Annotated in this window: 21 protein-coding genes and 1 pseudogene; 11 read left to right on the forward strand and 11 right to left on the reverse strand. The window is 64.7% G+C overall.

The window, feature by feature from the left end; genetic code table 11:
* The 6 genes and pseudogenes from L810_RS43855 to L810_RS48875 all read left to right on the forward strand — a co-directional run.
* Positions 1–1,659, forward strand: a 1,659-nt coding sequence (locus L810_RS43855) for a hypothetical protein (RefSeq protein ID WP_051392145.1), incomplete at its 5' end; no start/stop codon positions are given.
* Positions 1,643–2,131, forward strand: a complete 489-nt coding sequence (locus L810_RS49715; RefSeq protein WP_225723335.1) for a DUF5991 domain-containing protein — start codon at positions 1,643–1,645, stop codon at positions 2,129–2,131. The genes L810_RS43855 and L810_RS49715, both read left to right, overlap by 17 nt.
* A 280-nt stretch (positions 2,132–2,411) precedes the next feature.
* On the forward strand, positions 2,412–2,975 hold the full coding sequence (locus L810_RS46835; RefSeq protein ID WP_155836102.1) for a hypothetical protein: 564 nt from the start codon (positions 2,412–2,414) through the stop codon (positions 2,973–2,975).
* 17 nt (positions 2,976–2,992) lie between these two features.
* Positions 2,993–3,610, forward strand: a complete 618-nt coding sequence (locus L810_RS46840) for a hypothetical protein (RefSeq protein WP_155631497.1) — start codon at positions 2,993–2,995, stop codon at positions 3,608–3,610.
* A gap of 553 nt (positions 3,611–4,163) precedes the next feature.
* A complete protein-coding gene (locus tag L810_RS02795; protein ID WP_042972969.1) occupies positions 4,164–5,000 on the forward strand; it encodes a hypothetical protein in 837 nt (278 codons plus the stop codon).
* Positions 5,001–5,279: 279 nt separating this feature from the next.
* Positions 5,280–5,384, forward strand: a pseudogene (locus L810_RS48875) (putative glycolipid-binding domain-containing protein); the annotation flags it as partial.
* Here the strand turns inward: L810_RS48875 and L810_RS02800 are convergent.
* The 5 genes from L810_RS02800 to L810_RS02820 form a co-directional block, all read right to left on the reverse strand.
* Positions 5,339–6,250, reverse strand: a complete 912-nt coding sequence (locus tag L810_RS02800; protein WP_021156858.1) for an alpha/beta fold hydrolase — start codon at positions 6,248–6,250, stop codon at positions 5,339–5,341. The pseudogene L810_RS48875 and the gene L810_RS02800 overlap by 46 nt on opposite strands.
* Positions 6,251–6,254: 4 nt before the next feature.
* On the reverse strand, positions 6,255–7,160 hold the full coding sequence (locus tag L810_RS02805) for a metal-dependent hydrolase (RefSeq protein WP_021156859.1): 906 nt from the start codon (positions 7,158–7,160) through the stop codon (positions 6,255–6,257).
* On the reverse strand, positions 7,157–8,092 hold the full coding sequence (locus tag L810_RS02810; protein ID WP_021156860.1) for an SDR family NAD(P)-dependent oxidoreductase: 936 nt from the start codon (positions 8,090–8,092) through the stop codon (positions 7,157–7,159). The genes L810_RS02805 and L810_RS02810 overlap by 4 nt, the downstream gene beginning before the upstream one ends.
* Before the next feature lie 21 nt (positions 8,093–8,113).
* Positions 8,114–9,703 (reverse strand): flavin-containing monooxygenase, encoded by a 1,590-nt coding sequence (locus tag L810_RS02815; protein WP_021156861.1) that lies wholly within the window; start codon positions 9,701–9,703, stop codon positions 8,114–8,116.
* Positions 9,704–9,949: 246 nt separating this feature from the next.
* The gene (locus tag L810_RS02820) at positions 9,950–10,621 is read right to left on the reverse strand and encodes a lysoplasmalogenase (RefSeq protein WP_042973005.1); all 672 of its coding nucleotides are present in this window, start codon (positions 10,619–10,621) and stop codon (positions 9,950–9,952) included.
* Between the two features lie 410 nt (positions 10,622–11,031).
* Between L810_RS02820 and speB the strand changes: the two genes are divergently transcribed.
* On the forward strand, positions 11,032–12,000 hold the full coding sequence (gene speB, locus L810_RS02825) for an agmatinase (RefSeq protein WP_021156864.1): 969 nt from the start codon (positions 11,032–11,034) through the stop codon (positions 11,998–12,000).
* Positions 12,001–12,258: 258 nt separating this feature from the next.
* Here speB and L810_RS02830 read toward each other — a convergent pair whose 3' ends face one another.
* Positions 12,259–13,557, reverse strand: coding sequence for a citrate synthase family protein (locus tag L810_RS02830; RefSeq protein ID WP_042972971.1), 1,299 nt, complete (start codon positions 13,555–13,557; stop codon positions 12,259–12,261).
* A gap of 103 nt (positions 13,558–13,660) precedes the next feature.
* Between L810_RS02830 and L810_RS02835 the strand changes: the two genes are divergently transcribed.
* Complete coding sequence (locus L810_RS02835; RefSeq protein WP_021156866.1) at positions 13,661–15,094, forward strand: CoA transferase; 1,434 nt, start codon at positions 13,661–13,663, stop codon at positions 15,092–15,094.
* Positions 15,095–15,371: 277 nt separating this feature from the next.
* On the opposite strand, the gene L810_RS02840 is transcribed toward L810_RS02835, so the two are convergent.
* The 4 genes from L810_RS02840 to L810_RS02855 form a co-directional block, all read right to left on the reverse strand.
* Positions 15,372–16,352, reverse strand: a complete 981-nt coding sequence (locus L810_RS02840) for a sulfonate ABC transporter substrate-binding protein (protein WP_021156868.1) — start codon at positions 16,350–16,352, stop codon at positions 15,372–15,374.
* Positions 16,353–16,475: 123 nt separating this feature from the next.
* The gene (locus L810_RS02845; RefSeq protein ID WP_021156869.1) at positions 16,476–17,312 is read right to left on the reverse strand and encodes a MerR family transcriptional regulator; all 837 of its coding nucleotides are present in this window, start codon (positions 17,310–17,312) and stop codon (positions 16,476–16,478) included.
* Between the two features lie 87 nt (positions 17,313–17,399).
* A complete protein-coding gene (locus L810_RS02850; RefSeq protein ID WP_021156870.1) occupies positions 17,400–17,945 on the reverse strand; it encodes a GNAT family N-acetyltransferase in 546 nt (181 codons plus the stop codon).
* Positions 17,946–18,091: 146 nt separating this feature from the next.
* Entirely contained in the window at positions 18,092–19,111 is a 1,020-nt protein-coding gene (locus L810_RS02855) for an AraC family transcriptional regulator (protein ID WP_021156871.1), read from the reverse strand.
* A gap of 425 nt (positions 19,112–19,536) precedes the next feature.
* On the opposite strand from L810_RS02855, the gene L810_RS02860 reads away from it, so the two are divergent.
* Both L810_RS02860 and L810_RS02865 read left to right on the forward strand, forming a co-directional pair.
* Positions 19,537–20,901, forward strand: coding sequence for an MFS transporter (locus L810_RS02860; RefSeq protein ID WP_021156872.1), 1,365 nt, complete (start codon positions 19,537–19,539; stop codon positions 20,899–20,901).
* A 119-nt stretch (positions 20,902–21,020) separates the two neighbouring features.
* Positions 21,021–22,106 (forward strand): porin, encoded by a 1,086-nt coding sequence (locus L810_RS02865; protein WP_042972972.1) that lies wholly within the window; start codon positions 21,021–21,023, stop codon positions 22,104–22,106.
* Between the two features lie 13 nt (positions 22,107–22,119).
* Here L810_RS02865 and L810_RS02870 read toward each other — a convergent pair whose 3' ends face one another.
* Positions 22,120–22,992 (reverse strand): LysR family transcriptional regulator, encoded by an 873-nt coding sequence (locus L810_RS02870; protein ID WP_042972973.1) that lies wholly within the window; start codon positions 22,990–22,992, stop codon positions 22,120–22,122.
* A gap of 131 nt (positions 22,993–23,123) precedes the next feature.
* Between L810_RS02870 and L810_RS02875 the strand changes: the two genes are divergently transcribed.
* Positions 23,124–24,122 (forward strand): quinone oxidoreductase family protein, encoded by a 999-nt coding sequence (locus tag L810_RS02875; protein ID WP_042973007.1) that lies wholly within the window; start codon positions 23,124–23,126, stop codon positions 24,120–24,122.
* Positions 24,123–24,163 lie beyond the last annotated feature (41 nt).

Here is a 24,163-nt window from a genome sequence, read left to right on the forward strand (position 1 = left end):
GTACTCGCGCCGCCGCAGGCCGGTTTGCTGCCGGTGAATACCATTGTCGCCTTGGACGGTACGCCGCCTGACGATGCCCTGTACGTCAAAGTCAAGCCAACGGGGGGTATGCAGTGGATCGACCGCAAAGCCAAGTTGCCGACCGGTGCCAAGGAGGCCAATCTGTTCCGTCTCAACGATGGGGCCGTGTACACGGCGGCGGATATCGTCCGCGTGCCTCGGCAGGGGACGGTCGGTCAACCTGGAGCCACGCGCTTCCGCGGGGTTTTCGTCGGGGCTGCCAGCCAAACACCGGTCTGGATCACCAAAGATGCATACACTGCGCTGGTCAGTGTCCAAGGAGGCAAGTTGTTGACAGCGGACTTGGCGCAAGGGTGGGAAAGTTTTCCGCTGACGTTCGCAGCCAACGGCCCCAAGAATGGCGCGCAGCCGCAGCACATGTCGCGGCTCATGTTGCAGCAATCGAGACCGGACAAACAAATCCCCACGGAGCTGCCCAAGGTGTTTGCCCTGGATGAAGCGGGTAACGCATGGTGGCAGGTGCAACTGAAAACCGGTGGCACCACCGCCATCGGCTGGGTAGGCGAAGTGGGCCATGCAGGCGTTTCCCGGCACTCGCCGCATGAGTGGGTGGACTTCAAACTGATTGAGTCCAAGCCAACCACGGCCGCCTACGGCAGCTATTTTGCCGACTTCAAGCAGATGGAGGAGTTTCAGCGCGGGCGATTGGGATTGAAGGACGCCGACCTCGATATGCCGCTGCGCGAAGTGCGAGCGCTGCTCGATTCCAATCACGACGGTCAGCTCACCTTGGCCGAGTTGAAGGCAACTCAACGCGATCAAGACACCATCCGCCGCCTCTCGCGCGTCATTCTGCGCTATCCGAGTGAATGGAAGGCAGACAAGAAGGCATGGGATGCCTACGATGAGTTGATCCCCCCGTCATCGAGGGCAGCTTGGGAGGCGGAGAAAGCGCGTATTGCGCAATTGGTGTGGTGGGATGCGGTGGCCGGGAAGGTAAAGGATTTTCCGGAAGACCCGTTTGTGTTTCATATTCATCCCGTGGCGTTTTTTGAGAATTGCAAATGTATTCCGCTTCCCGAGATAGCCTGGGGGAAAAGGGTAGGGGAAGAATTCAAAGCGAAAGTAATGGAGATTAGCGAGGATCTACGGGTTGATCCGGATTATCTGATGTCCTGTATGGCATTTGAAACAGGCGAGACATTTAGGCCAGATATTCGCAGTGCGGCTAGTAGTGGGGCAACCGGATTGGTCCAGTTTATGCCGTCTACAGCAGTAGGATTAGGTACGACAACCGATAAATTGTCGAAAATGACCGCAGTTGAGCAGTTGGAGTATGTGCATCGCTACTTCTTACCAAGCAAGGGAAGACTCAGAGAGTTAGAGGATGTTTATATGCATATTCTTTATCCCGCGGCGGTCGGTAAGCCTGGGGAGTACGTAATTGCAGATAAGTATGTTAGAGAGGATTCTTGTGTTATTAAAATTGATAAAAATGGAAATAAAATTATTAATAAAATCTATGCGCAAAATATCGGATTAGATGTGGATGGAAATGAAAAAATAACTAAGACGGAGGCTGCATCTAAGGTGCGAGAGAAATACGAAAAGGGTATGGGTAATGATTTTAAGGGGTGATGGTATAGTGATAAGATATTCTTCGATTTCCATATTTGTCATTCGCTTGGTTATTGCTTTGTGCTTGGTGATTTCCGTGCCTTTTGCGAGGGCGGGCGACGGAGATGTAGGTCGAGGTTGGCAGGGTAGGTACGAATATCAGGACGGTTTTTCGGATGGTATTCAGCCAATTATTACGCAAATAACGTTAGTTGTTCGCGATGGTAAAGAGTGCGGATTGGTGTGGAACGGTTATCAGAAAAACGAAGAAATCGTGTGCTCAACTCGAGCTGAGCGAGGATCGATGGAAATACGGTTCGTCAGCTTTGCTGGCGGTGAGATTGAGAATGAATTCGGGATTGTTCAGTATCGGAAGGGAGAAGTCCTGTTCACCCTCGAAAGGACGCGAGATCAGCGATTACTAACGACTTGGGGTGAGCGATTCGTACCTCCCGGAGTGAAGAAATCAGGTCGATATTTTTCGAGGCGCTGAATCAAGTCGAGATAGGGTAGTTGGTTCGTGATAGGGCTTGTATATGGCTGTTTTTCCAAGAATGGCAAACGAGACTTTTGTTAGCCAAGAACGGGGTCGCCATTTCGCCGTCCGGGTCAATAGGCACACATAACCTCATCTCCGGCCTGGCCAGCGAGCATGAGAAGAACGGAGTCAGGTTCACGTTCTCCCGGCGGCCGATCAGGAAGTTAACCTGATCCGGTTCTTAGTGAAGAGCTTGCCAGAAAGTCTGATCTGGCAGTGAGTCGAGGGGCACTAGATGATCTTATTGATTGATAAGCGGCGCATCTTATGGGGCGCCTTATCCGCCGCATTTCTTGTGGTTCAGTATTTCTGCGTTTTGCCTTCCCATGCTCAGGACGCAATTCCAATTTTCTCGAAATATCGAGCTGATGTGTATCGTGGCTCGCTTCAGATTCCGTCCTTTGCCAAAAAGGATGGGGGGCTATGGCGCGATAATCATGGGAAGCTGATAGGCCAGCCCGATGTGAATGCTGGCGGTCGATTTTATATCGCCAGACATAGCTGCGGTGCGGAGTGTCGATACTTTACGCTTTCGGACCTTTTGAGCGGACGCGAATCAATGGCTCTCGCAGAGTTTTCTAACAATGGCATTGAACCCATGAAGGATGCGCAGGGGCGGACCACCGTCATTGATCTATATAGTCGTCCAGACAGTTTTCTGATTCAAGTTAAATATCACGCTGAATCTCGGGATGATAGTCAAGAGATTTGTAACGAAAGGTATTTCGTTCTGAGCAGCGATGGTGCGAAGGTTCGGGCGATAACATCGATGATGCATGGCTGCACAACCATGAAATGACTTGTTCTTGGTGCCGAGTGAACGAGAAAAGAATTCGGAAGGTGTTGGCGGTGAGGGTTTTCAGTTTTATCGTATGTGGTTGTCTTGTTCTGATTGCAAATTGTGCTTTGGCTGTCGCACTGGATGAATCAACGAACTTTCATGATAGTTCTGTTCAGATCAAGGCGCGATGCCACGAATCTGATAGTGGTGTGAATTGCGGAATCTATGCGTCCGGAGCCGCTGGTGAGAGGAAGGTCATCGATTACCCTGGTGCGCCAACGAGCATATTGATGACTTCAGGGGTTTTTGTTATTGAATTTCCTTGTGGAACACAGTGTTCGGCAACCTACTTCTATAGCGAGAGGAGCGGGTTGGGTGGTCCGTTCCCCTTCGTCGAAGCCTATGACGTCGAGCGTGGCGTTGTTTTGCTCAGCAAACGAAATCCTCTTCCTATGTACGCCATGTTCTCAAAGCAATCTCTAGTTGTTGGGGAGGTTGCATTGGATATATCCAAAGGGTCGGATGCTTTTGTCGCCATTAAAGAAGCTGCAGTCCAAGATCACCGATTTGTGATTACTTATACCGATCGTGTTGGGAACGTCAGGACGATTCGCCGACAGGTACCCATACTGAAAGGTAGACTGACGCGGTAAATGACTTGCGCGCCAAGCATTCGTTGAGTTTGTACGCGACCTAAGTCCCGCTGAGTGACGTCCAGGTTGAGACGACGAAGAAGGTTATTTGTGATGTGCTTCGGTGATGCGGAGAATTTGTTGCGAATCGGGATGTGTTCATGAAGAGCAAGTCGGCTGCTATGCAAATATATTTAATTACGACTGTTTCGCTGTTTATATTTTATACCCCGTCATCTGCATCTGAGAGGTTCCCCTATGACACGGAATGCATGGTCGTTAGTGAGGACATCATCCGAGAAGGCACCCGACAGTTGAGTTGGCGAATCACGATGCGCGCAGACACGGAAGTCATGCTGGACTATTGCTATAGGCCAGACGCCAGGAACCAGCCAAGCCTCGTATTGCTCCCGCAACGGGAGCCGCTTGTCTTTACGCGCGGGACGTGGTTCACAGATCCCATTGACGATGAGTTGATTGCTCCAGTTAAGGACCCCGAATGATGCGGCGTCCCGTTCCGACGCAGCATCAGCTGCGTCGCCCAACATTTGCTGAAATTCAAGCAAAGTGGAGGATGTTCCGTTCTGCCAGCACGTTGTTGCCGTTGGAGCTCGACTCGCGCGTGGTGCCTGCCATTGAGGCAACGCGCTTCAACGAGCAATGCATCGAGATAATCTCGGATACCTTGCAAACTGAGCTTGAGGGGGTAGGTCTTCGAGCATTTGTTTTCTGTGGGTTACTGTCATTTGTTATTGCGGCGATCGTAGACTCGGGCCCTTGGAGCACCGGAATATGGATGCTCGTGCTCGGCTTGCCTGGCTTTGGATTGCTGTGCTTCTTTCTTGGTCGCGTCTTGGGGCCGCACTTTCGCTACCGCTGCTCTAGGGTACGTTTCGATCGCCGGAGCCGCCGTGTGTATTACGTACCCTATCCAGAGGAAAGCTCGGAGCCTATATGGGAACTTGAATGGGACGGACTGCAGGGAATCGAGCGGGCTCCCGGTAGGGCGCAACTGTATCTCTACCTTGTGGGTTTTACCTGTAACCTGCCAGAGCCGCGGTTGGTCAAGATACCGGTGATCTGCAGCGACAAAATCTTTGGAGACCATAGATGGGCTTGGCTTCAGGGTTTTATGGCTAAGTCCACAGATCTTCCCGCCCCGAAGATCACCTCTTTTCCCTGGACGTGGCGTGACGTACTTATGCGTTACGGCGGCCGCTGGATTGTGTGGTCTTTTACCACGAATAAGGGACGCTTGCTGTTGCCGCTGATGATTTGGGTCGACCTGGCAATTCTGCTGTGCTTCATGCCAGTCCTCGCGTTGCCGCAACTGATCATTCTCCTTTATTCGGAATTGCAGTTCCCACAGGAGAACGATCAACTCTGTGGCTTTGCCAGCGATCCGCCATAGCGAGAACGATGTCAGGCTTACTTCCGACGGGGAAGAACGGGTTCCAAGAACGGGGGCAGGTTTATTTCCGACGAGGTGGTCGATGAGAGGGAGGAATTGTTGCGCCAGAAGTAAACCTGCCCCCGTTCTTCAAGGCGAATCAGGCGATGTCTGGTCCGATTGAGATTTGGTTGAACCACGGCGCTTGGGGGGAAGCCAGCAAGCACTACTCGCTGAGTCAAGAACTCGAAGCGTGGTACAGCCTGCACTCTCGTCCGCGTGTCGCCGCCAGCCTGGTTTGGCATCTTCCGGAATTTCACCGCCGAGATGGACATCGACGAAGACGGGCTCGTGATCGACTACGAGACGCTGTTCAGACGCCTGCCGGCGCCGACGGGCCGTTGAACCGCGGCGTTCGCGACGGCCGGCCGCTCCTGCGCGGACGCGAAGCGGTCGATCCGCGACGCGATGATGTCGGGGTGGCGCAGCACGACCCAGTGGCTGCCGTCGATTTCCTCGCGCACGTGGTCGCCGAGCCAGCGGTCGAGGTCGACCGACATTTCGGGTGTCACGTAGCGGTCGCGCACCGGCACGAGGATCTGCACCGGCGCCTGCGCATACCGTTCGCGCGGTTTGCGCGCCCGCGCAAGGAAGTTCGCGCGGTAAAGCTGCATGCCGTTCAGCGCATTCTTCAGTTGCACGGGATCGCGCTCGGCACGCACGCGTTCGGTGATCTGCAGCCAGCGCGGCCACAGCGCCGCGCCGCCGAGCCGCCACACCAGCGACGGCACGACCGGCAGGTGGAAGAACGCGATGTACCACGACTTCAGGCTCTGCTTGAGCCGCATCTTCGCGCGGAACACGTGATCGAGGCAGGGGCCCGAAATCGACGTGTACGACGCGATCCGGCCGCGGAACGCGGGGTCGGTCACGGCCTCCCAGCACTGGATCGAGCCCCAGTCGTGGCCGACGAGATGGAACGGCCGGCCGCCGCAGGTCGCGTCGGCCACGGCCTTCAGGTCGCCGGCGAGCCGTTCGAGCGTGTAGTCGGCGCGGCGGCGCGGTGCATCGGACGCGCCGGCGCCGCGCACGTCGTACGCGATCACGCGGTAGCGCTTCGCGAGCCGCGCGCGGATCGGCGCCCACACGGCCGCCGAATCGGGGTAGCCGTGCACGAGGATCAGCGGCGGGGCGCGACGCGACCCGCTCACGTAGACGGCGAGTTTCACGTCGCCGGACTGGACGGTCAGCATCTCGTGGGCGCGCGCCATGGCGTCATGCCTGCGCAACCGGGTGCAGCGGCACGCGGCGCGGGGCGGCTTGCGCGGCGTAGCGCGCGTTGGTCGCGTCGATGTTCTCGAGCAGCGTGTCGAGCCCCTGCAGGTACTGGTGGTTGTCGTGGTCCCACGGGTGGAAGCCGGGGCGGAAGTAGTCGAGCCATTCGCGCGCGATGCTCGGGAACACGCCGTGTTTCGGGCCGTACAGGTACTTCACGAGCCGCCACATGCCGCCGAACTTGCCGTGTTCGCGACGGTGCGCGCGCATCAGGCGCACGTGGAAGTCGAACACGATCGTCCAGAAGAACACGGTCGTCGTCAGCATCGTGCCCGTGCGCAGCAGGTAGCTGCCGAGGCCCGGCTTCATCACGGTGGTCCATACGTCGTACGACACGGCCTTGTGCTCGGTTTCCTCCATCGCATGCCACATCCACATCTGCTGGTAGCCTTCGACCGAGCCGTCGATCCGGTGCTCGTGGCCCGACAGCAACTGGTTCGCGAGGATCGCCGTGTAGTGCTCGAGCGCGATCGTGATCGCGAGCTGCATCGAATGCGGCAGCACCTTCTTGAACCAGCCGAGGATCGTCCACAGGCGCTTGTCGAGCTTGTGCGCGGGCAGGCCGGACGACTGCAGCAGGTCGTTGTATTCGATGTGCTCGCGTGTGTGCATCGCTTCCTGGCCGATGAAGCCGAGTACCTGCTTCTTCAGTTCGGGATCCTCGATCCGGTCGCGATAGTTGCGCACCGAATCCATGAAGAACCGTTCGCCGGCCGGGAACAGCAGCGACAGCGCGTTCATGAAGTGCGTGACCGGTACGCCCTGTACATGCCAGTCCTTCGCGCGTTCCGGTGGCAGCGCGAAACGGATGTCGCGCCGCACCGGCATCATGTTCGGGGTCGTCATGATTGTTCTCCTCCCTGATTGCCTGCATTGTTGTAGGTGGCGTGCAGCGGCGCGGGTGCCGGCGTGCCGCGGGCGGCGTCACGGCGCGCGCGGGCGGCCTCGCGGCGCGTCGCGAACACGACGAGCGCCTGGTACGCGGACGGCAGCACGCGCGCCATCCAGTCGCCGGCCTTCGCGTCGCGTCCGATCAGCACGCGGCGCTTGTTCTTGCGCACGCCCGCGAGGATCGTGCGCGCGGCATCGTCGGCGGTCGTGATGAAGAACTTCTCGAACGTGTCGCGGCCTTGCTGCTCGCTCGCGACCATGAAGCCGACCATGTTCTTCGACACGCGGCTCGCCTGCGCGATGTTCGTGCGGATGCCGCCCGGATGCACGCAGGTCGCCGAGACGCCGCACTTCATCATGTCGAGTTCCTGGCGCAGCGATTCGGTGAAGCCGCGCACCGCGAACTTGGTCGCGTTGTAGCCGCTCATGCCCGGTTGCGCGAAGATCCCGAACAGGCTCGACGTGTTGATCACGTGGCCGTCGCCCGATGCCTTCAGGTACGGCAGGAATGCCTTCGTGCCGTGGACGACACCCCAGAAATTGATGTTCACGATCCACTCGAGATCGTTGTAGTCCATCCCTTCGATCGTGCTCGACAGCGCGACGCCCGCGTTGTTGAAGATCAGGTTGACCTTGCCGTGTTCTTTCGCGGTGTCGTCGGCCCACGCGAACATCGCATCGCGCTCGCCGACGTCGAGCACGCGCGTCGAAACCCGCACGTTCGGCGCGATCGTACGGACGATCCGTTCGGTTTCGGCGAGCCCCACGCCGTTCTTGTCGGCGAGCGACACGTGGCAGCCTGCCTGTGCGAGCTGGATCGCGAGCGAGCGGCCCATGCCCGAGCCGGCACCCGTGATCGCGGCGACCTTGTTGGCGAAATCTCTCATGTCGGTTGCTCCTTGTCTGGCTCAGGCCGCTTCGGCGGAAGTCGAAGTCGAAGCAGCAGCGGCCGGCGCGGCGGCGGGCTGCGCCGTGGTGTCGAGTTGCGGCGCGCGATACGCGTGGTAATCGGCGATCGAGAAGTGCGCGGTCGCCTGGCGGAAGCGCCACGTGAAGCCCGGCCACAGCGTGGTGTTCTTGCCGGTGCGCGGATCGAGGTACCAGCTCTTGCAGCCGCCGGTCGACCAGATCGCCTTTTTCAGCTTGCCCTGCAGGTCGCTGTTGAATTGCGCCTCGACGAGCGAGCGTACCTCGATCGCATCCGCGCGTTCGCGACGCATCGCCTGCAACGCGCCGAGGATGTACTCGATCTGCGACTCGATCATGAACACCATCGAGTTGTGGCCGAGGCCCGTGTTCGGGCCGACGATCATGAAGAAGTTCGGGTAGCCGGGCAGCGTCGAGCCGAGATACGCGTGCGCGCCGTCGCGCCATGCGTCGACGATGTCGAGCCCGCCGCGGCCGATGATCGCGCCGCGCGGAAACGGATCGGCCACCTGGAAGCCGGTGCCGTAGATCAGGCAGTCGACTTCATGGCGGCGACCGTCGGTCGTCACGACCGCGTCGGCTTCGATGTGGTCGATGCCGGTCGTGATCACGTCGACGTTCTTGCGCGACAGCGCCGGGTAGTAGTCGTTCGAGATCAGCACGCGCTTGCAGCCGAGCGTGTAGTTCGGCGTGACGGTCTTGCGCAGCTCCGGATCGGGAATCTGCTTGCGAATGTGGCGCAGCGCGAGCTTCTGCACGTTCTTCATCAGCGACGGATGGATCGCGAAGCCGAGCACGCGCGATTCGAGCATCCAGTAGATGCCGCTGCGCACGGCCTTCTGCGTGAACGGCAGCGTACGGAACAGCCACTTCTCGAACCCGGTCAGGTTGCGGTCGGGCTTCGGCATGATCCACGGCGGCGTGCGCTGGAACAGCGCGAGTGCCTTCACGCGTGGCGCGATCTGCGGCACGAACTGGATGGCGCTCGCGCCGGTGCCGATCACCGCGACGCGCTTGCCTTCGAGCGCATAGTCGTGATCCCAGTGCTGCGAGTGGAACGCGCGACCCTTGAAGTTCTCGACGCCTGGAATCGACGGCAGCGCGGCGCGCGACAGGCCGCCCATCCCTGACACCAGCACGCGTGCCGACAGCCGCTTGCCGTTCGCGAACGTGAGGCGCCAGCGTTGCGCGGCGTCGTCGTACTCGGCGCGCTGCAGTTCGTGGTTCAGGCGCAGGTGCGCGCCGATCCCGAAGCGCTGCACGCAGTCTTCCAAGTAGGCGCGGATCTCGGGCTGCGGCGCGAACATGCGCGTCCAGCGCGGGTTCGGCGCGAACGAGAACGAATAGACGTGCGATTGCACGTCGCATGCACACCCGGGGTAATGATTGTCGCGCCACGTGCCGCCGACCGACGCGGCCTTCTCGAGGACGACGAAGTCGGTCACGCCTGTTTGCCGCAGGCGGATCGCCATCCCGAGGCCGGCGAAGCCGGTGCCGATGATGGCGATGTCGATGGTTTCGTCCAGGCCGTCGTGGCCGGGCGGACCGAAAGGCAACGTGCGAGCATTCATCCGGGTGTCTCCGATTTGGCTCATTTTCGAATGTTACATTGTTTGATGTAACGATAGTGGGTGAACCTGGAAACCGCAAGAGGCTAGAAGCGGCGCTCTAAGGGCCGGAAGCCAGGCTGGAAAAGGCTGAGCGGGGTTTGGAACGGGCCGGTTCCCGCATCGCGGAATGCGCGGAAAGGGCCGTCGGCAGGGCAAGAGAGGGAGCGGACGAGACCGCCGGCATGCGGCGGTCTGTTTGAAACGGTATCAGGGACGGATCGGTTGGGCGGCCGTCTCATGGAAAACCCCGGCCACGATCGTGACCTGCGCGAGCGCGTAGAGGCCCCAGATCAGGTACTCGATGCCCGGAAAGCCGCCGAGGAAACGGCCGACGCCGATCAGCGTATCGGAGCCGACGAAGATCAGGCTGCCGACGGCCACCAGCGGGCCGCGCGTGCGGGCCGCGAGCGCGAAGCTCGCCATCACGCAGAGCACGAGCATGTAGACGGCGACGGGCGCGAGCAGCTCGCCGAGGTGCGGGAAGAACGCCACGTAGAACGCCGGGGCGGCGATCCACAGCCCGACGAGCGCGACGACGCGCCAGCCGTGCGGCCGTGCGCGCCAGCGCATGAAGATTGCGCAATAGCACAGGTGCGTGAGCAGGAACGCGCCGAGGCCGAGGACGAACGACAGCGGCCAGTCGGGCAGCGCGAGCAGCACGTCGCCGAGCACGGCGGTCACGAGCGCCGCGCACAGCCACGCGCGTTCGCGCGCCGCGCCGCAGGTGCTGCCCGTCGCGAGCAGCAGGATGCCCATCGCGGCTTTCGCGGCGGCCTGGCCGGGATAGGGGGCGGCAGCGAGCGACAGCCCGTACAGCAGCGCGGCGACGACGGCGAGCGGCCAGAGCCGGCGGTAGGTGGCGGGAAGCGTGGCGATCAAGGCGGGTGTCTCCGGTTTGTTGTTGTCTGCGGTGGACGGCGCACGGTCGAGGGCGCGGCTGCCGGCCATTATCCGGAGGAACGGGCGCGGGAAAACCGGCGAACCCTTCTAGGACGCGGCAGGCAGGGTACGCAAAGGCGCCTGGCCGCAGCCGTGGCGGTCCGGCGTTGCCGCGCGCACGACGGGCGAACGTCTTCGCCCGGTTTCTTCGACGTGTTGCCCCGGTCGAGCAGGGGCAACGACATCGATTCGGCTTGTTATGATCGCCGCGGTATTGCCGTTGTCGTTGTTCCGCCCGGCCGCGTGACAGGATGCGCAAGCCGGTGCGTGCCCGATGAATCCATGCCGTGCCCGCTCCGCGCGCCGATGCAACGCGGCGCGGGCCGGCCTCCACGAAAAATGGTCCGACCATGACCGAACTTCTCCATGGCGACGGCGCGATCCGTCGCACGACGCCGTACGGCTCGTCGATCGAAAACACCTATGCGGGCGTGCTGTCGTTCATGCGCCGCAACTATTCGCGCGCGCTCGACGGGGTCGACGTCGCGATCTCCGGCGTGCCGCTCGACCTCGCGACGACCTATCGCTCCGGCGCACGGCTCGGCCCGGCCGCGATTCGCGCGGCGAGCGTGCAGCTCGCGGAGCTTCACCCGTATCCGTGGGGTTTCAACCCGTTCGACGATCTCGCGGCCGTCGACTACGGCGATTGCTGGTTCGACGCGCACAACCCGCTGTCGATCAAGCCCGCGATCGTCGAGCATGCGCGCACGATCCTGCGCTCGGGCGCGAAGATGCTGACGCTCGGCGGCGACCACTACATCACGTATCCGCTGCTGGTCGCGCACGCGGAGCGCTACGGCAAGCCGCTGTCGCTGATCCATTTCGACGCGCACTGCGATACGTGGGCCGACGACGATCCGGACAGCCTCAATCACGGGACGATGTTCTACAAGGCCGTGAAGGAAGGGCTGATCGATCCCGCGACGTCGGTGCAGGTCGGCATCCGGACGTGGAACGATGATTTCCTCGGGATCGAGCGGCTCGATGCCGTGTGGGTGCACGACCACGGTGCGCGCGCGGCGGTCGAGCGGATCGTCGACATCGTCGGCGCGCGGCCCGCGTACCTGACGTTCGACATCGATTGCCTCGATCCGGCATTCGCGCCCGGCACCGGCACGCCGGTCGCGGGCGGGCTGTCGTCGGCACAGGCCCTCGCGATCGTGCGCGCGCTCGGCGCGATCGACCTGGTCGGTGCGGATGTGGTCGAGGTGGCACCTGCGTACGACCACGCGGACATCACGGCGATCGCGGCCGCGCATGTTGCGTGTGACCTGCTGTGTCTGTGGCGGCAGAAGAAGGTGGCGGGGGCGCTGAAGTAAGCAGGCATGCCGGGTGCGCGCGTGCCGACGGCGCGGCGCGCGCACATTGTCGGCTCGGCTGGGCTCGGCTCGATGCGCGGTGTGCCGATTGCCGTTTGCATCCGGTGGATTCGGCAAAGGGCCATCGGGGAATTCCGCGGAAGGTTCTTGCCGATCCGTTGGCGACATCCGCGAAACGTCAGCGGGTGGCTGCCTTCGTCCTCCGGCGAGGCATTCGCGTATCACCGATGCTGCGTGCCGGCGTCATCGAGCGAAAAGCTATCGTTTCCTGAAGAATGCGGAAAGCATGTCGTCTGCCGGAGCAGCACTGTGCTGCGTCGCTCGCTGCTTTCCCGATCGTCCGCGGGATCGCGCGCGATCCGGCTCGACACCGGTGCCAACCGGCCATGTTCCTGTATAAACCGCACGCGGCCGGATGAGATCGGATTGCGCGCGCTGCTCCAGCCCGTGCGCGATCCAGCCGATCGAGCGGCCCAGTGCGAACAGGCCGAATGCGGCACCGACGGGAAGCCGCAAATGTCTGCGCAGTGCCACCAGCGCGAGATCCACGGAGGGCTTCTGGCCGGTGAGCGCGCTCCCTGCATCGAGCATCCTGTTCCATTGAGGATGGCGCGGCAGGATCCGCGACAACAGATACGTCGCGCGCACGTCGCCGTCGGGATAGAGCGAATGCCCGAAGCCCGGCAAGCCGTCGCCCCGGGCGAGACGCTCGCTCATTTTCCGTTCGACATCCTTATTGCCTATTTCGTCCCACAGTGCTTCGCCGCGCGCCGTGGTGGCGCCGTGACGTTCGCCCGACAGGCCGGCCAGGCCGCCGACCACGACGGCCCGCAGGCTCGCGTTCGTCGACGCAATGCACCGGCCCGTGAAGCTCGACGCATTCAGTTCGTGATCCGCGCACAGCACGAGCGCCGCCCTGATCAGCTCCGCGCCCGCGGGCCCGACGCCCCACGCCCGCGCGCATTGCACGTGGATGGGGGCCGTATCGATCCGGGTGCGCAGCAGGCATGCCGCCAGAATCCGCACGAGATCGCCGCAGCCCTGTGCGTGACGATCGGACGATTGCTGCCAGATCGCCGTCGGCGCGTCCTCGCTCGCGACGGTGAAGAGCGGCAACAGCGCCTGCTCGGCACGTTGGTCGCCGTAGTGCCTGAAGAGCGTTCGCAGTACCGCGGGCGTGGCCGGGGCCTGGCGGCCGAAAGCGGTCTGCTCGTCGTTTCGCCATAGCAGCGCCGCGACTTCCTCGAGGCTCGCCCGGCTCGCGAGATCGAGCGCATCCATACCGCGATAGAAAAGCCGGCCGCCGTCGATCAACGTGATGCTCGATTCGAGCACCGGGGCGCCCCAGTTCAGCGCGGCCTTTGCCACTTCCTTCGGCTTGCGGCCTCGTGCGCGTTGATCCGCGAGCCGGTCGACGTCGGCCGCGAGGTAGCGGCTTTCACGGTGGCTGCCGCCGGGTTCCGCGCGAAGCAGGCCGCGGCTGACGTACGCATAGAGCGTTTGCCGCGAGACGCCGAGCCTTGCCGCGGCGTCGGTCGAATTCAGGTAGTTCGACATCGTGCGCAGAGTGAATCGTTCGACAGGTTGATCAGGATAATCAACGTTGACAGCAAATGCGAGCGAGACGATCTTTGCGTCACCTAATTCATGCGAGGCGAACATGCGTGTCGATCGAATATCGCGGGAACGGGCCACGACCGACGAGGATCGGGGGTCGCGCCATCTGCGGACGTTCTGGCTGGCGGCCGGCGGCTCTCCGGCGTTTCTCGAATCGTGCAGCTTCAGCGGCGCCGGAGAACTGGTCTCCGCGTTTCGCGTAACCGACATGGCCGCGGCGGCAATCGGTGCGGCGGGGACGTCCGTCGCCGAATTGCTGCATGCGTCGGCAGGAACGTTGCCGGCGGTACAGGTCGACCGGCGCATGGCGTCGCTGTGGTTCGGCACGTCGCTGCGTCCGCAGGGCTGGACGATGCCGCCTCAATGGGATCCGGTGGCCGGCAACTATCGGGCGCGCGATCGCTGGATCAGGTTGCACACCAACGCGCCGCATCATCGACTGGCCGCGTTGTCGGTACTCGGCTGTGCCGCCGATGCGGAGTCGGTCGCGCAGGCGGTGAGTCGCTGGGATGCCGGTGCGCTCGAGGCGGCGATCGTCGAGCGCGGCGGGTGTGCCGCGGCGATGTACTCGGCGCAGGAGTGGGCCGGGCATCCGCAGGGGCAGGCGGTCGCAACCGAACCGTTGCTGCACGTTCATCCCGCGACGGATGCCGTCGCGCATGCGTGGCGGCCTTCGAGCGACCGGCCGCTGCGCGGCATTCGCGTGCTCGACCTGACGCGCATTCTCGCCGGCCCCGTGGCGACACGATTTCTCGCGGGCCTGGGTGCCGAGGTGCTGCGCATCGATCCGTACGGCTGGGAAGAGCCGGGTACGGTGCCCGAAGTCGTCCTCGGCAAGCGCTGTGCGCGGCTGAACCTGAAGGATGCCGCGGATCTCGATACGCTCAGGCAGTTGCTGCGCCGCGCGGATATCGTCGTGCACGGTTACCGGCCGGATGCGCTCGCGCGCCTCGGGCTCGATGCCGCGCAACGGCGCGAACTGAATCCCGCGCTCATCGACGTGTCGCTCGACGCCTATGGCTGGACCGGCGCGTGGCGTTGCCGGCGTGGCTTCGACAGCCTCATTCAGATGAGCACGGGAATCGCCGAGGCGGGCATGCGCGTGACGGGCAGCGATGAACCGGTGAACCTGCCGGTCCAGGCGATCGACCATGCGACGGGCTACCTGATGGCGACGGCCGCCATCCGCGGGCTGACGACGCGAATGATGCAGGGTGTCGGTACCGAGGTCCGCGCCTCGCTGGCGCGCACGGCGGCCGTCTTGCAGTTGCGCCCGGAGCCGATGAGCGAGGTGGTCGAACTGGTCGCCGACGGTCAGCGAGATTGGGCGGACCACGTCGAGCTCACATCGTGGGGGCCGGCATCGCGGCTTCGCCCGCCATTGCAGATCGACGATGCGCCGCTGCGATGGTTTTATCCGGCACGTGCACTGGGTGCATATGAACCCGGGTGGTTGTCGTCGAACGACGATCTTTGAGGAAGCGCGTTTCCCGGTCTTCGGCGCCGCCCGCCCGAAAGGTCAACGTGACGCGAAGAAGGCGCAGGCGATGAACGGCCGGACGGCTGCCGACACCATCGGCCGGCACGTGACCACGTAGAGCAACCGGGTCAATGGTGGCGCCGAGCGGGGACGTTGGCGAAGCGGGCAGTTGCTCGCCGCCCCGATTCCGCAACGTCGGGCAGTGCAGAAAAGGCCGGCGAGCAGTGTGCCCGTCGGCCTTTTTCGCATGGACGTGTGCGAGCGTGGGTTCGCGCTACTTCGCGGCGAGCGCGGATGCGATGCTCTTGTCGCTCCACGCGTTGTCGGCCACGCTCAGCTTCTGCGGAATCAGCTTCGCCGCGAAGAACGCATCGGCGACGCCTTGCTGGGCCGCGACGATCCGGTCGTCGATCGGCACCGCGCCGAACGGGACACGCTTGATCCACGTCTCGACGAGCGGTTGCGGCAGGCCGACCTTCGGCGCGATCAGCGCGGCGGTGTCGGCCGGATGCGCGTTGACCCACAGGCCCGTCTCGCGCGCCTGCTTCAGGATCGCGCCGACCACGTCGGGATGCTGCTGCGCGAAGTCCCGCGTCGCTTCGTAGAAGTTGTTGGTCGCCGCAAGGCCCGTGTAGTCGGACAGCGTGCGTACCTTCAGCGTGTTTTGCGCGGCCGCGTAGTACGGATCCCAGACGACCCACGCATCGACGTTGCCGCTTTCGAACGCGGCGCGCGCGTCGGCCGGCGCAAGGTACACGGGGTGGATTTCGTCGTAACGCACGCCGGCCTTCTGCAAGGCTTCGAGCAGCAGGTAGTTCGCGCTCGAGCCCTTCTGCAGCGCGATTTTCTTGCCGCGCAGGCCCGTAACCGAACGGATCGGCGAATCGGCCTTCACGAGCACCGCTTCGTTGTGCGGCGCCGGCGGTTCCGCGCCGACGTAGACGAAGTGCACGCCGGCCGCCTGCGCGAACACGGGCGGCGGCGCGCCCGTGTAGCCGAAGTCGATGCTGTTCGCGTTCAGTGCTTCGAGCAGTTGCGGCCCGGCCGGGAATTCGAACCACTGGACGCCATAACCGAGCGGCTTGAGCCGCGCTTCGAGCGAACCTTGGGCCTTGACGACCGACAGCAGGCCGGCCTTCTGGTAGCCGATGCGCACGACCTTGTCGGCGCTACCTTGTGCGAAGGCCGATGCCGCAGACAGCGTGACGAGCGTGACGGCGGCGGTGCGGGCGATCCAGCGGGTGAAACGAATCATCGAACGGACTCCATGCAAAACGTCTTCGGGCGAGCGGTCGTGCCGCTCGGTTGGAAGAATCGTCGCATGGGCGATCGCGCCCGCAAACGAAGCATTGCCGATATGAATATGACGGCGGCGCGCCTATGCTTCGTCGTCGTGTTCCGATGCCGGCGTGCCGGACTGCCGTGCGGCCTCGTCGCTGAGCTTTTTGTCAAGGATCGTCGCGACGCGGCCGCCGAGATACGCGCTCGCGGCGGTTTCCAGCGCGCGGTTCGTCTCGCCTTCGACGAACACGGCCGCGAGCGGGCGCAGGCGCCAGATCGCGTCGACCAGCTCGGGCACATCGGTGGCGGGCGGCAGCGTGCCGGCGTCGTAGCGGTCGAGCCGCTTCACGACGAGATCGACGAGCAGCCGCGCGATCGCGTCGAAATGCGGTCGCGCGAGGCTGATCACGTCGAGCAGTTCGCGCGGCGGGATGCCTTCCTTCGTCATCGCGGCCGCCGCTTCGAGCAGCGCGGGGCTCTTCGCGACGAACGACAGGCCGCGCCGTTCGAGCAGGCCGAGTTCGGTGACGCGTGACAGCTGCGTGGTCGCCTGCGGGCCGAACATCTGCGCGAGCGCGGCGAGCGAATAGGTTTTCGGCAGTTCGTGCGACCAGCGGCCGCCGATCGCGTTTTCGAGGCCGAGGATCGAGCGCAGGTCGTGGCCTTCGTCGATCGCCTTGATCAGGTCCTGGATGTTCGACAGCGTGTAGCCGCGCGCGAGCAGGTGGTTGATCAGCTTCAGGCGCGCGACGTGCGTGTCGTCGTAAATGCCGACGCGGCCGCGCTTTTCGGGCGGCGCGAGCAAGCCGCGATCCTGGTACGCGCGGACATTGCGCACGGTCGTGTCGGACACGCGTGCAAGCTCGTCGACCGTGTACTCGTTGCGGGAGTCCGGCGCGGCCTCGTCGGGTGTGGAATGAGTCTGTTTTGACATGCGGCCATTCTAGCGCGACGTGGCGCGCCAGGGTCCGTTCACGCGCATGAAGGGCCGGCGCGAGCCGGTCGTTCGCATGACCGGACCTTATGGCGAGACGGGGAGCGTGCGCGCGCCGTCGCCGAGCGGGCGCTGCAGCAGCGCCGTATCGATCCAGCGGCCGTGCTTGAAACCGGCCGCCTTCAGCATGCCGGCCGGCTCGAAGCCGAACGCGCGATGCAGCGACGTCGAGCCGCCGGTGCCGCCATCGGCGATCACCGCGATCATCTGCCGCCACGGGCCGGCCTCGCAGCGTTCGATCAGCGCCGCGAGCAGTGCGCGGCCGATCCCGCGCCCGCGCTGCGCATCGTCGATGTAGATCGAATCCTCGATCGTGAAGCGGTATGCGCTGCGCGCACGGTACGGCGTCGCGTATGCGTAGCCGGCCACGCGGCCGTCGCATTCGGCGACGAGGTACGGCAGCCCGTGGCCCAGTACCGCGTCGCGGCGCGCGCGCAGTTCGGCGACGTCGGGCGGCGTTTCCTCGAAGGAGGCGACGCTGTGGTGCACGTGGTGCGCATAGATCGAGTGGATCGCGTCGAGATCGGCGTCGATCGCGTCGCGGACGACGCAGGCGGCTGGCGAGATGGACATGGCGACGGAGCGACAGGGTGGGGGGCGGGAAAACCACTACTATGCGGGCGAATGTCCGGCGCGTAAAGCGGTGGCTGCGGCTGCGGCTGCGGCGATGGCGAGCGGCGGCGACTGCGGTGGTAACCGCGCGTTCGGCGCCGCGGGGTTCAGTTCGGCGCCCGCTTCTTCTGCGTGTCGCGCGGCAATTCGTCGAAGCGGGCGAAGTAGTAGGCGGAAAAGCGGCCGAGGTGCCCGAAGCCGAACGTCAGCGCCGTATCGGTGATGCTGGCGGCCGGGTCGGTCAGCAACTGCACGCGCGCGGCGTCCAGCCGGATGTTGCGCAGCAGCTCCATCGGGGTCGCGCCGTGATAGCGGCGACACAGCACGTTCAGCGTCCGCAGGCTGACACCGGCCGCGCGGGCGAGATCCTCGAGCGAGATCGGCGCGCAGAGCCGCGCGTGGATGAATTCGTGCAGCGCATCCATCTGCCGGATGTCGCCGCGCGATCCGGCTTGCGCGGGGGCGCCGCGCGCTTGCAGCGCCGGGCCGGCTTGCACGGCGGCGGGCGACGGCGGGCAATGCACGAGCAGGAACAGCGCGAGGCTTTGTTCGAAGTGGTCGCGCCATTCGGCCCGTATGCCGCCGTCGTCGGCAACGGCGAGCACGTTGAGCAGCGACTGCGCGATCAGATCCCACTGCGACGCGAGCGCCGTCGGCAACAGGAAGCCGGGCGCGAGGCCGGGCGCCGCGTCGTCGGGCCGGCGGCCGCAGACTGCGCGCATCAGCGAATCGGGCACCTTGACGATCAGCTGCCGGGTGCCGGTTCGCCAGCGGAGGCGCACGCGCGACGTCGGTGCCAGTACGGCGGTGCGCCCTTCGGACACGCCCATCACGTGCCCGTCGCACTCGATTTCGGCGCCGCCCGCGAGGGACGTGTGAACGAGCGAAAAGCCGTCGAACGGGCACGGGGCGACTTCGACTTCGGCGCCGTACTGCAGCGCGTAGACGCTCAGGTGATTCAGTTGCCCCTTGAACAGCGCTGCGTCGGGTACGCCCTGCTTCCAGCGCAGCGCATGCTCGGCCAGTTCCAGCGAGACCTGCTCGTGCGCATCCGTGCGCAGGCCGGATCGGAACACGCAATTCCGATACAGCGCGGACAATGCGTCCGCATTCGGGGTGAGGGGCATGGGGCGTCTCCTGCGTGGCGTTTTTCGCGCAGCACATCAGCTGGCCGCGGATGCGCGTCGTGCCACATCGGTTTCTCTTGTGAGCGAGATATCCTGAAAGGATGATATTGATCTTTGTCAGGCTTGTCGAAAGTTTCGCAAGAATCGGATAGTCCCCGTCCCCGCCGGGGAAAAATCCGGATAGCGCGCGGCGTGCCGCACGAGAAAAACAAACCGGATTCGCGAGCGACCTGCAAATTCCGGATAGTGGAAATCATTGTGGCTTCCTACACTGCGCCGGCAGCCGGACGAACAGCGGCGCATTTCACGGCAATGATTCGTACAACTACTAAATTGATGGGTCGATCGATCGTATTGGTTCGAACTCGCGTCATGCGACGGCTACCGCCGGGCCCGGATCCCCTCTGGAAAAGGAAGGAAGCTCCATGCGTCAAATCAACCTGCAGGCGCTCTCGGACGATGCGCGGCTGGGCAAGCTGCACGGTGTCGTGCTGTTCTGGTGCGCGCTGATCATCGTGTTCGACGGATACGACCTGGCGGTGGCCGGCATCGCGCTGCCGGCGATCATGAAGGAGATGGGCGTCAACCCCGCGCAGGCCGGCTTCATGGTCAGCTCGGCGCTGTTCGGCATGATGTTCGGCAACATCGTGTTCGGGACCGTCGCCGAGCGGATCGGGCGCCGCCGGGCCATCGCGGCCTGCCTGACGTTGTTCAGCGTCTTCACCGCGGCGGCCGGACTGGCGCCGACGCCCGTGCTGTTCGGCGTCGCGCGCTTTCTCGCCGGCATCGGCATCGGCGGCGTCATGCCGAACGTGATCGCCCACATGACCGAATACGCGCCGCGCCGCATGCGCAATACGCTGGTGACGCTGATGTTCAGCGGCTATTCCGTCGGCGGCATGCTGGCGGCGGTCATGGGCAAGGGGATGATCGACGCCCATGGCTGGCAATCCGTGTTCGTCGCCGCGGGCGCGCCGGTGCTGCTTGTCCCGCTGCTCATGAAATGGATGCCGGAATCGCTGCCGTTACTGATCCGGCACGGCAGGACGGACGAACTCGCGCGCATCGCGCAGCGGCTCGATCCCGCCTATCGGCGGCAACCGGGCGACTGTTATGTCGTTCCGCGCGTCGACCACGCGGGCAACGCGCCGGTCCGGCAGCTGTTCGACGACGGCCGCGGGTTCAGCACGGTCATGTTCTGGATCGCGTGCTTCATGTGCCTGTTCATGGTGTACGCGCTCAGTTCGTGGTTGACGCGGCTGATGGCGGGCGCCGGCTACAGCCTCGGCTCGGCGTTGACGTTCGTGCTGGTGCTGAACGCCGGCGCGATGGTCGGCGCGATCGGCGGCGGCTGGCTGGCCGATCGCCTGCCGATCAAGACGGTGCTGGTGTCGATGTACCTCCTTGCCGCCGTGTCGATCACGCTGCTCGGCTACCCGATGCCGACCGCGCTGCTGTTCGTGCTGGTCGGCCTCGCGGGTGCGTCGACGATCGGCACGCAGATCGTCAACTGCGCGTACGCGGGGCAGTTCTATCCGATGGCGATCCGGTCGACCGGCATCGGCTGGACGCTGGGTGTGGGCCGCAGCGGCGCGATCCTGGCGCCGATCGTGATCGGCGTGCTGGTGGGCATCGATCTGCCGCTGGCACAGAACTTCATGGCGATCGGGCTGCCCGCGCTGGTGGCGGCCGTCGCGGTCGGCTTGATCGATCAGCGGCGCTCGGCGTCGCGCCACGGCCTGGCGGCTTCGGCTGCCGAACGGCACGTGTCGTCCGCCCGGCAGTCCTGAACGGCTTATCCGCGGCGCTGGCGCGCGGCCGCCGGCCGTTCGCGCACGGCGACGCCGCGGCCCGCATCCTGTGAAGGGGACAGTCAGTCATGCATCTCGATTCAAGGGCGTCGAAGGCGATGCTGGGGTGGAGTGTGTTCGCATCGTCGCTGACCGCGACGACGGGCACCGTACAGGCGCAGGGCAGTGTGACGCTGTACGGCATCGTCGACACCGGCATTTCGTACTACAACCATGCGGCGAAGGGCGGATCGGCGGTGGGCATGCCGCATCTGACCGGCGAATTGCCTTCGCGGTGGGGCGTGAAGGGTACCGAAGACCTCGGGGGCGGCAACCGGGCGTTTTTCGTGCTGGAGAGCGGCTTTCAGCCCGGCACTGGTCGGCTCAACTACGGCGGGAGACTGTTCGGTCGGCAGGCGAACGTGGGGCTGAGCAGCGCATACGGAACGCTCACGCTCGGCAGGCAAATGAACATGACGGCCCATGCGCTGGCCAATGCCGACGTGATCGGGCCGTCCATTCATTCGCCGAGCAACTTCGACGCCTATCTGCCGAATGCGCGCAGCGACAACGCGATCGGTTACCTGGGCAAGTTCCGCGGGCTCACGATCGGCGGCACCTACAGCTTCGGCCGCGATGCCGCCGGGCCGGCCGGGCCTTCCGCGACCGGCTGCGCGGGGCAGGTGCCGGGCAATCCGCTCGCCTGCCGGCAATATACGGCGCTGGTCGCTTACGACGCGGCGCGCTTTGGCGTTGCAGTGTCATACGACGTGAAGCGCGGCGGGGCCGGCGCATCGGCGCCGCTCGACAGCAGCGCCCATACGAGCACACACGGCGTCGTCGGCGGCTATGCGGTGATGGGGCGAGCGAAGCTCGGTGCGGGATGGATCAGGAACAACGTCGCGGCGGCCGGCCATTTGCAGACCGATATCGTCTTCGCGGGCGTGGCCTATGCGATGACGCCCACGGTCACGTTCGATGCACAAGGCACGCGTTATCTGCAACGCGGGCCCGCGAGCAACGCGAACGCGACGTTGCTGGCCGGGCGCGCCAACCATCAGCTGTCCAGGCGGACGCGCGTCTATACGTCGGTCGGCTACATGCTGAACGGCGCGACCGCAGGCAAGGCGGTCGCCGCCGGCGGCACGGTCGAAACGGGGCAGAGCCAGCTGGGGATCATGGCCGGGCTGCAGCAGCGGTTCTGACGAGGCCGGGGCGTCAGAGCCGCCCATCCGCCGCACGCACCGCCTCGGCGATCGCATCCGCGACATGCTGTACGCGCGGCGAGCGGCGCACGTCCGGGTGGACGACGAGCCAGATTTCGCGCTCGATATCGCAACGCGGCGCGGCGGTGAGTTCGACGAGCGGCGCACCGGCTTGCGCGGCCGGATCGTCGACGAGAAAGCGCGGCAGCAGCGCGACACCGGCGCCCGCCGCGCACGCGCGATGCTGCGCGGCGAGGTCGTTCGCGATGAACGCGAAACGGCGCCCGGCCGCGAAACGCTCGAGCCACTGCTGCTGCGGCGTTTGCGCGAGCGCGTCGTCGTAGCCGACGAACGGCCAGGTGTCGGGCGGCGCGCTCGCCCATTCCGGCGACGCGCACAGCGCGAAGCGCATCGTGCCGAGCCGGCGCGCCGCGAGCCCCGGCTCCGTCGGCCGCGACAGCCGCACCGCGAGATCGGCTTCGCGCGCGTACAGGTTCGCCGCGTGCATCTCGCCTATCAGGTCGATCCGCAGCGCCGGCCACGCGCGCTGCGCGCGGGCCAGGCGCGGCGCGAGGAAATGGCTGGCGAACACCGGCGACGCCGATACGCGTACCACGCCGTCGAGTGCCGCCGCACCCTGGGCGGCGCGCGCGAACGCATGCGCGTCCGCTTCGAGGCGTGCGGCGTGCTCGGCAAGGTGCAGCCCTTCGTCGGTGGGCGGCCAGCCGCGCGGCAGCCGGTCGAACAGCCGGATGCCGAGCGCGGATTCCAGCGCGTCGATGCGGCGCGCGACCGTCGAATGCTGAACCTGCAGCGTCCGCGCGGCCGCCGACAGGCTGCCGCCGCGCATCACCGCGAGGAAGTAGCGGATGTCGTCCCAGCTCATCGGCGGCGCGGCCGCGGTCGGGGATGCTCGATCGGTCGAATTTTGCACAGTAGATGGGCGATCAGCGGGAATTCCGATCGATTATGCACGATGGGATGATCGTGTCACTTCATTCGATTGCGACGAACGTCATGACCCAAACCACGACCGCCATCCGGATCGGGATCGACCGCTACGGCGACGCCGGTGTGCTGCGCCGCGTCGATGCACCCGTCGCGCCGCCCGATGCTGGCGAGGTACGGATTCGCCAGACCGCGATCGGCGTGAATTTCGTCGACATCTATTTCAGGACGGGCGCGCATCCGTTGCCCGCGCTGCCGGACGCGCTCGGCGTCGAGGCGGCCGGCGTGATCGACGCGGTCGGGCCGGGCGTGACGGATCTCGTCCCCGGCCAGCGCGTCGCGTATGCGGGCATGCCGACCGGCAGCTATGCGAACCTGCGCACGATGCCGGCCGAGCGCGTGGTGCCGATCCCCGACGGCTTGAGCGATGACGCAGCGGCTGCCGGGCTGCTGAAAGGGATCACCGTCTACATGCTGATGCATCGCGTCCGGCAGGTCGGCGCGGGCGACACGGTGCTCGTGCATGCCGCCGCCGGCGGTGTAGGGCTGCTGGCGACGCAATGGGCGCGTGCGCTCGGCGCGCGGGTGATCGGTACGGTCGGGTCGGCCGCGAAAGCCGCGCTCGTGCGCACGCATGGCGCCGAGGCGGTCGTCGATTATCGCGAGGAGGATTTCGTCGCGGCGGCGCGCGTGTTCGGCGGCGGCACCGGGGTCGATTACGCGATCGACGGAATCGGCGGCGACGTGCTGACGCGCACGCTCGGTGCAGTCCGTCCGTTCGGGATGGTCGCGAGCATCGGGCAGGTGGCCGCGATCGGCGCACGGCACACGTTCGATCTCGACGAACTGGGGCCGGCGCGCTCGATCGCGCTGGCGCGGCCGAGCGTGCTCGGCTTCATCGCGCGCGACGTCGACGGTTATCGGGAGGCTGCGCGCGCGACACTCGAACGGCTGGCGAGCGGGATGCACGTGGAGATCGGCGCGCGGCTGCCGCTCGAACAGGCGGCCGATGCGCACCGGCTGCTGGAGTCGCGCGCGACGACGGGCGGGGTCGTGCTGGTGCCGTAACGGCGGGTGGCCGCGAATCGCGAGGCGGCCCGGCGGCTGCA

The sequence above is a fragment of the Burkholderia sp. AU4i genome, from assembly GCF_000466765.1.
Taxonomy (GTDB): Bacteria; Pseudomonadota; Gammaproteobacteria; order Burkholderiales; family Burkholderiaceae; genus Burkholderia; species Burkholderia cepacia.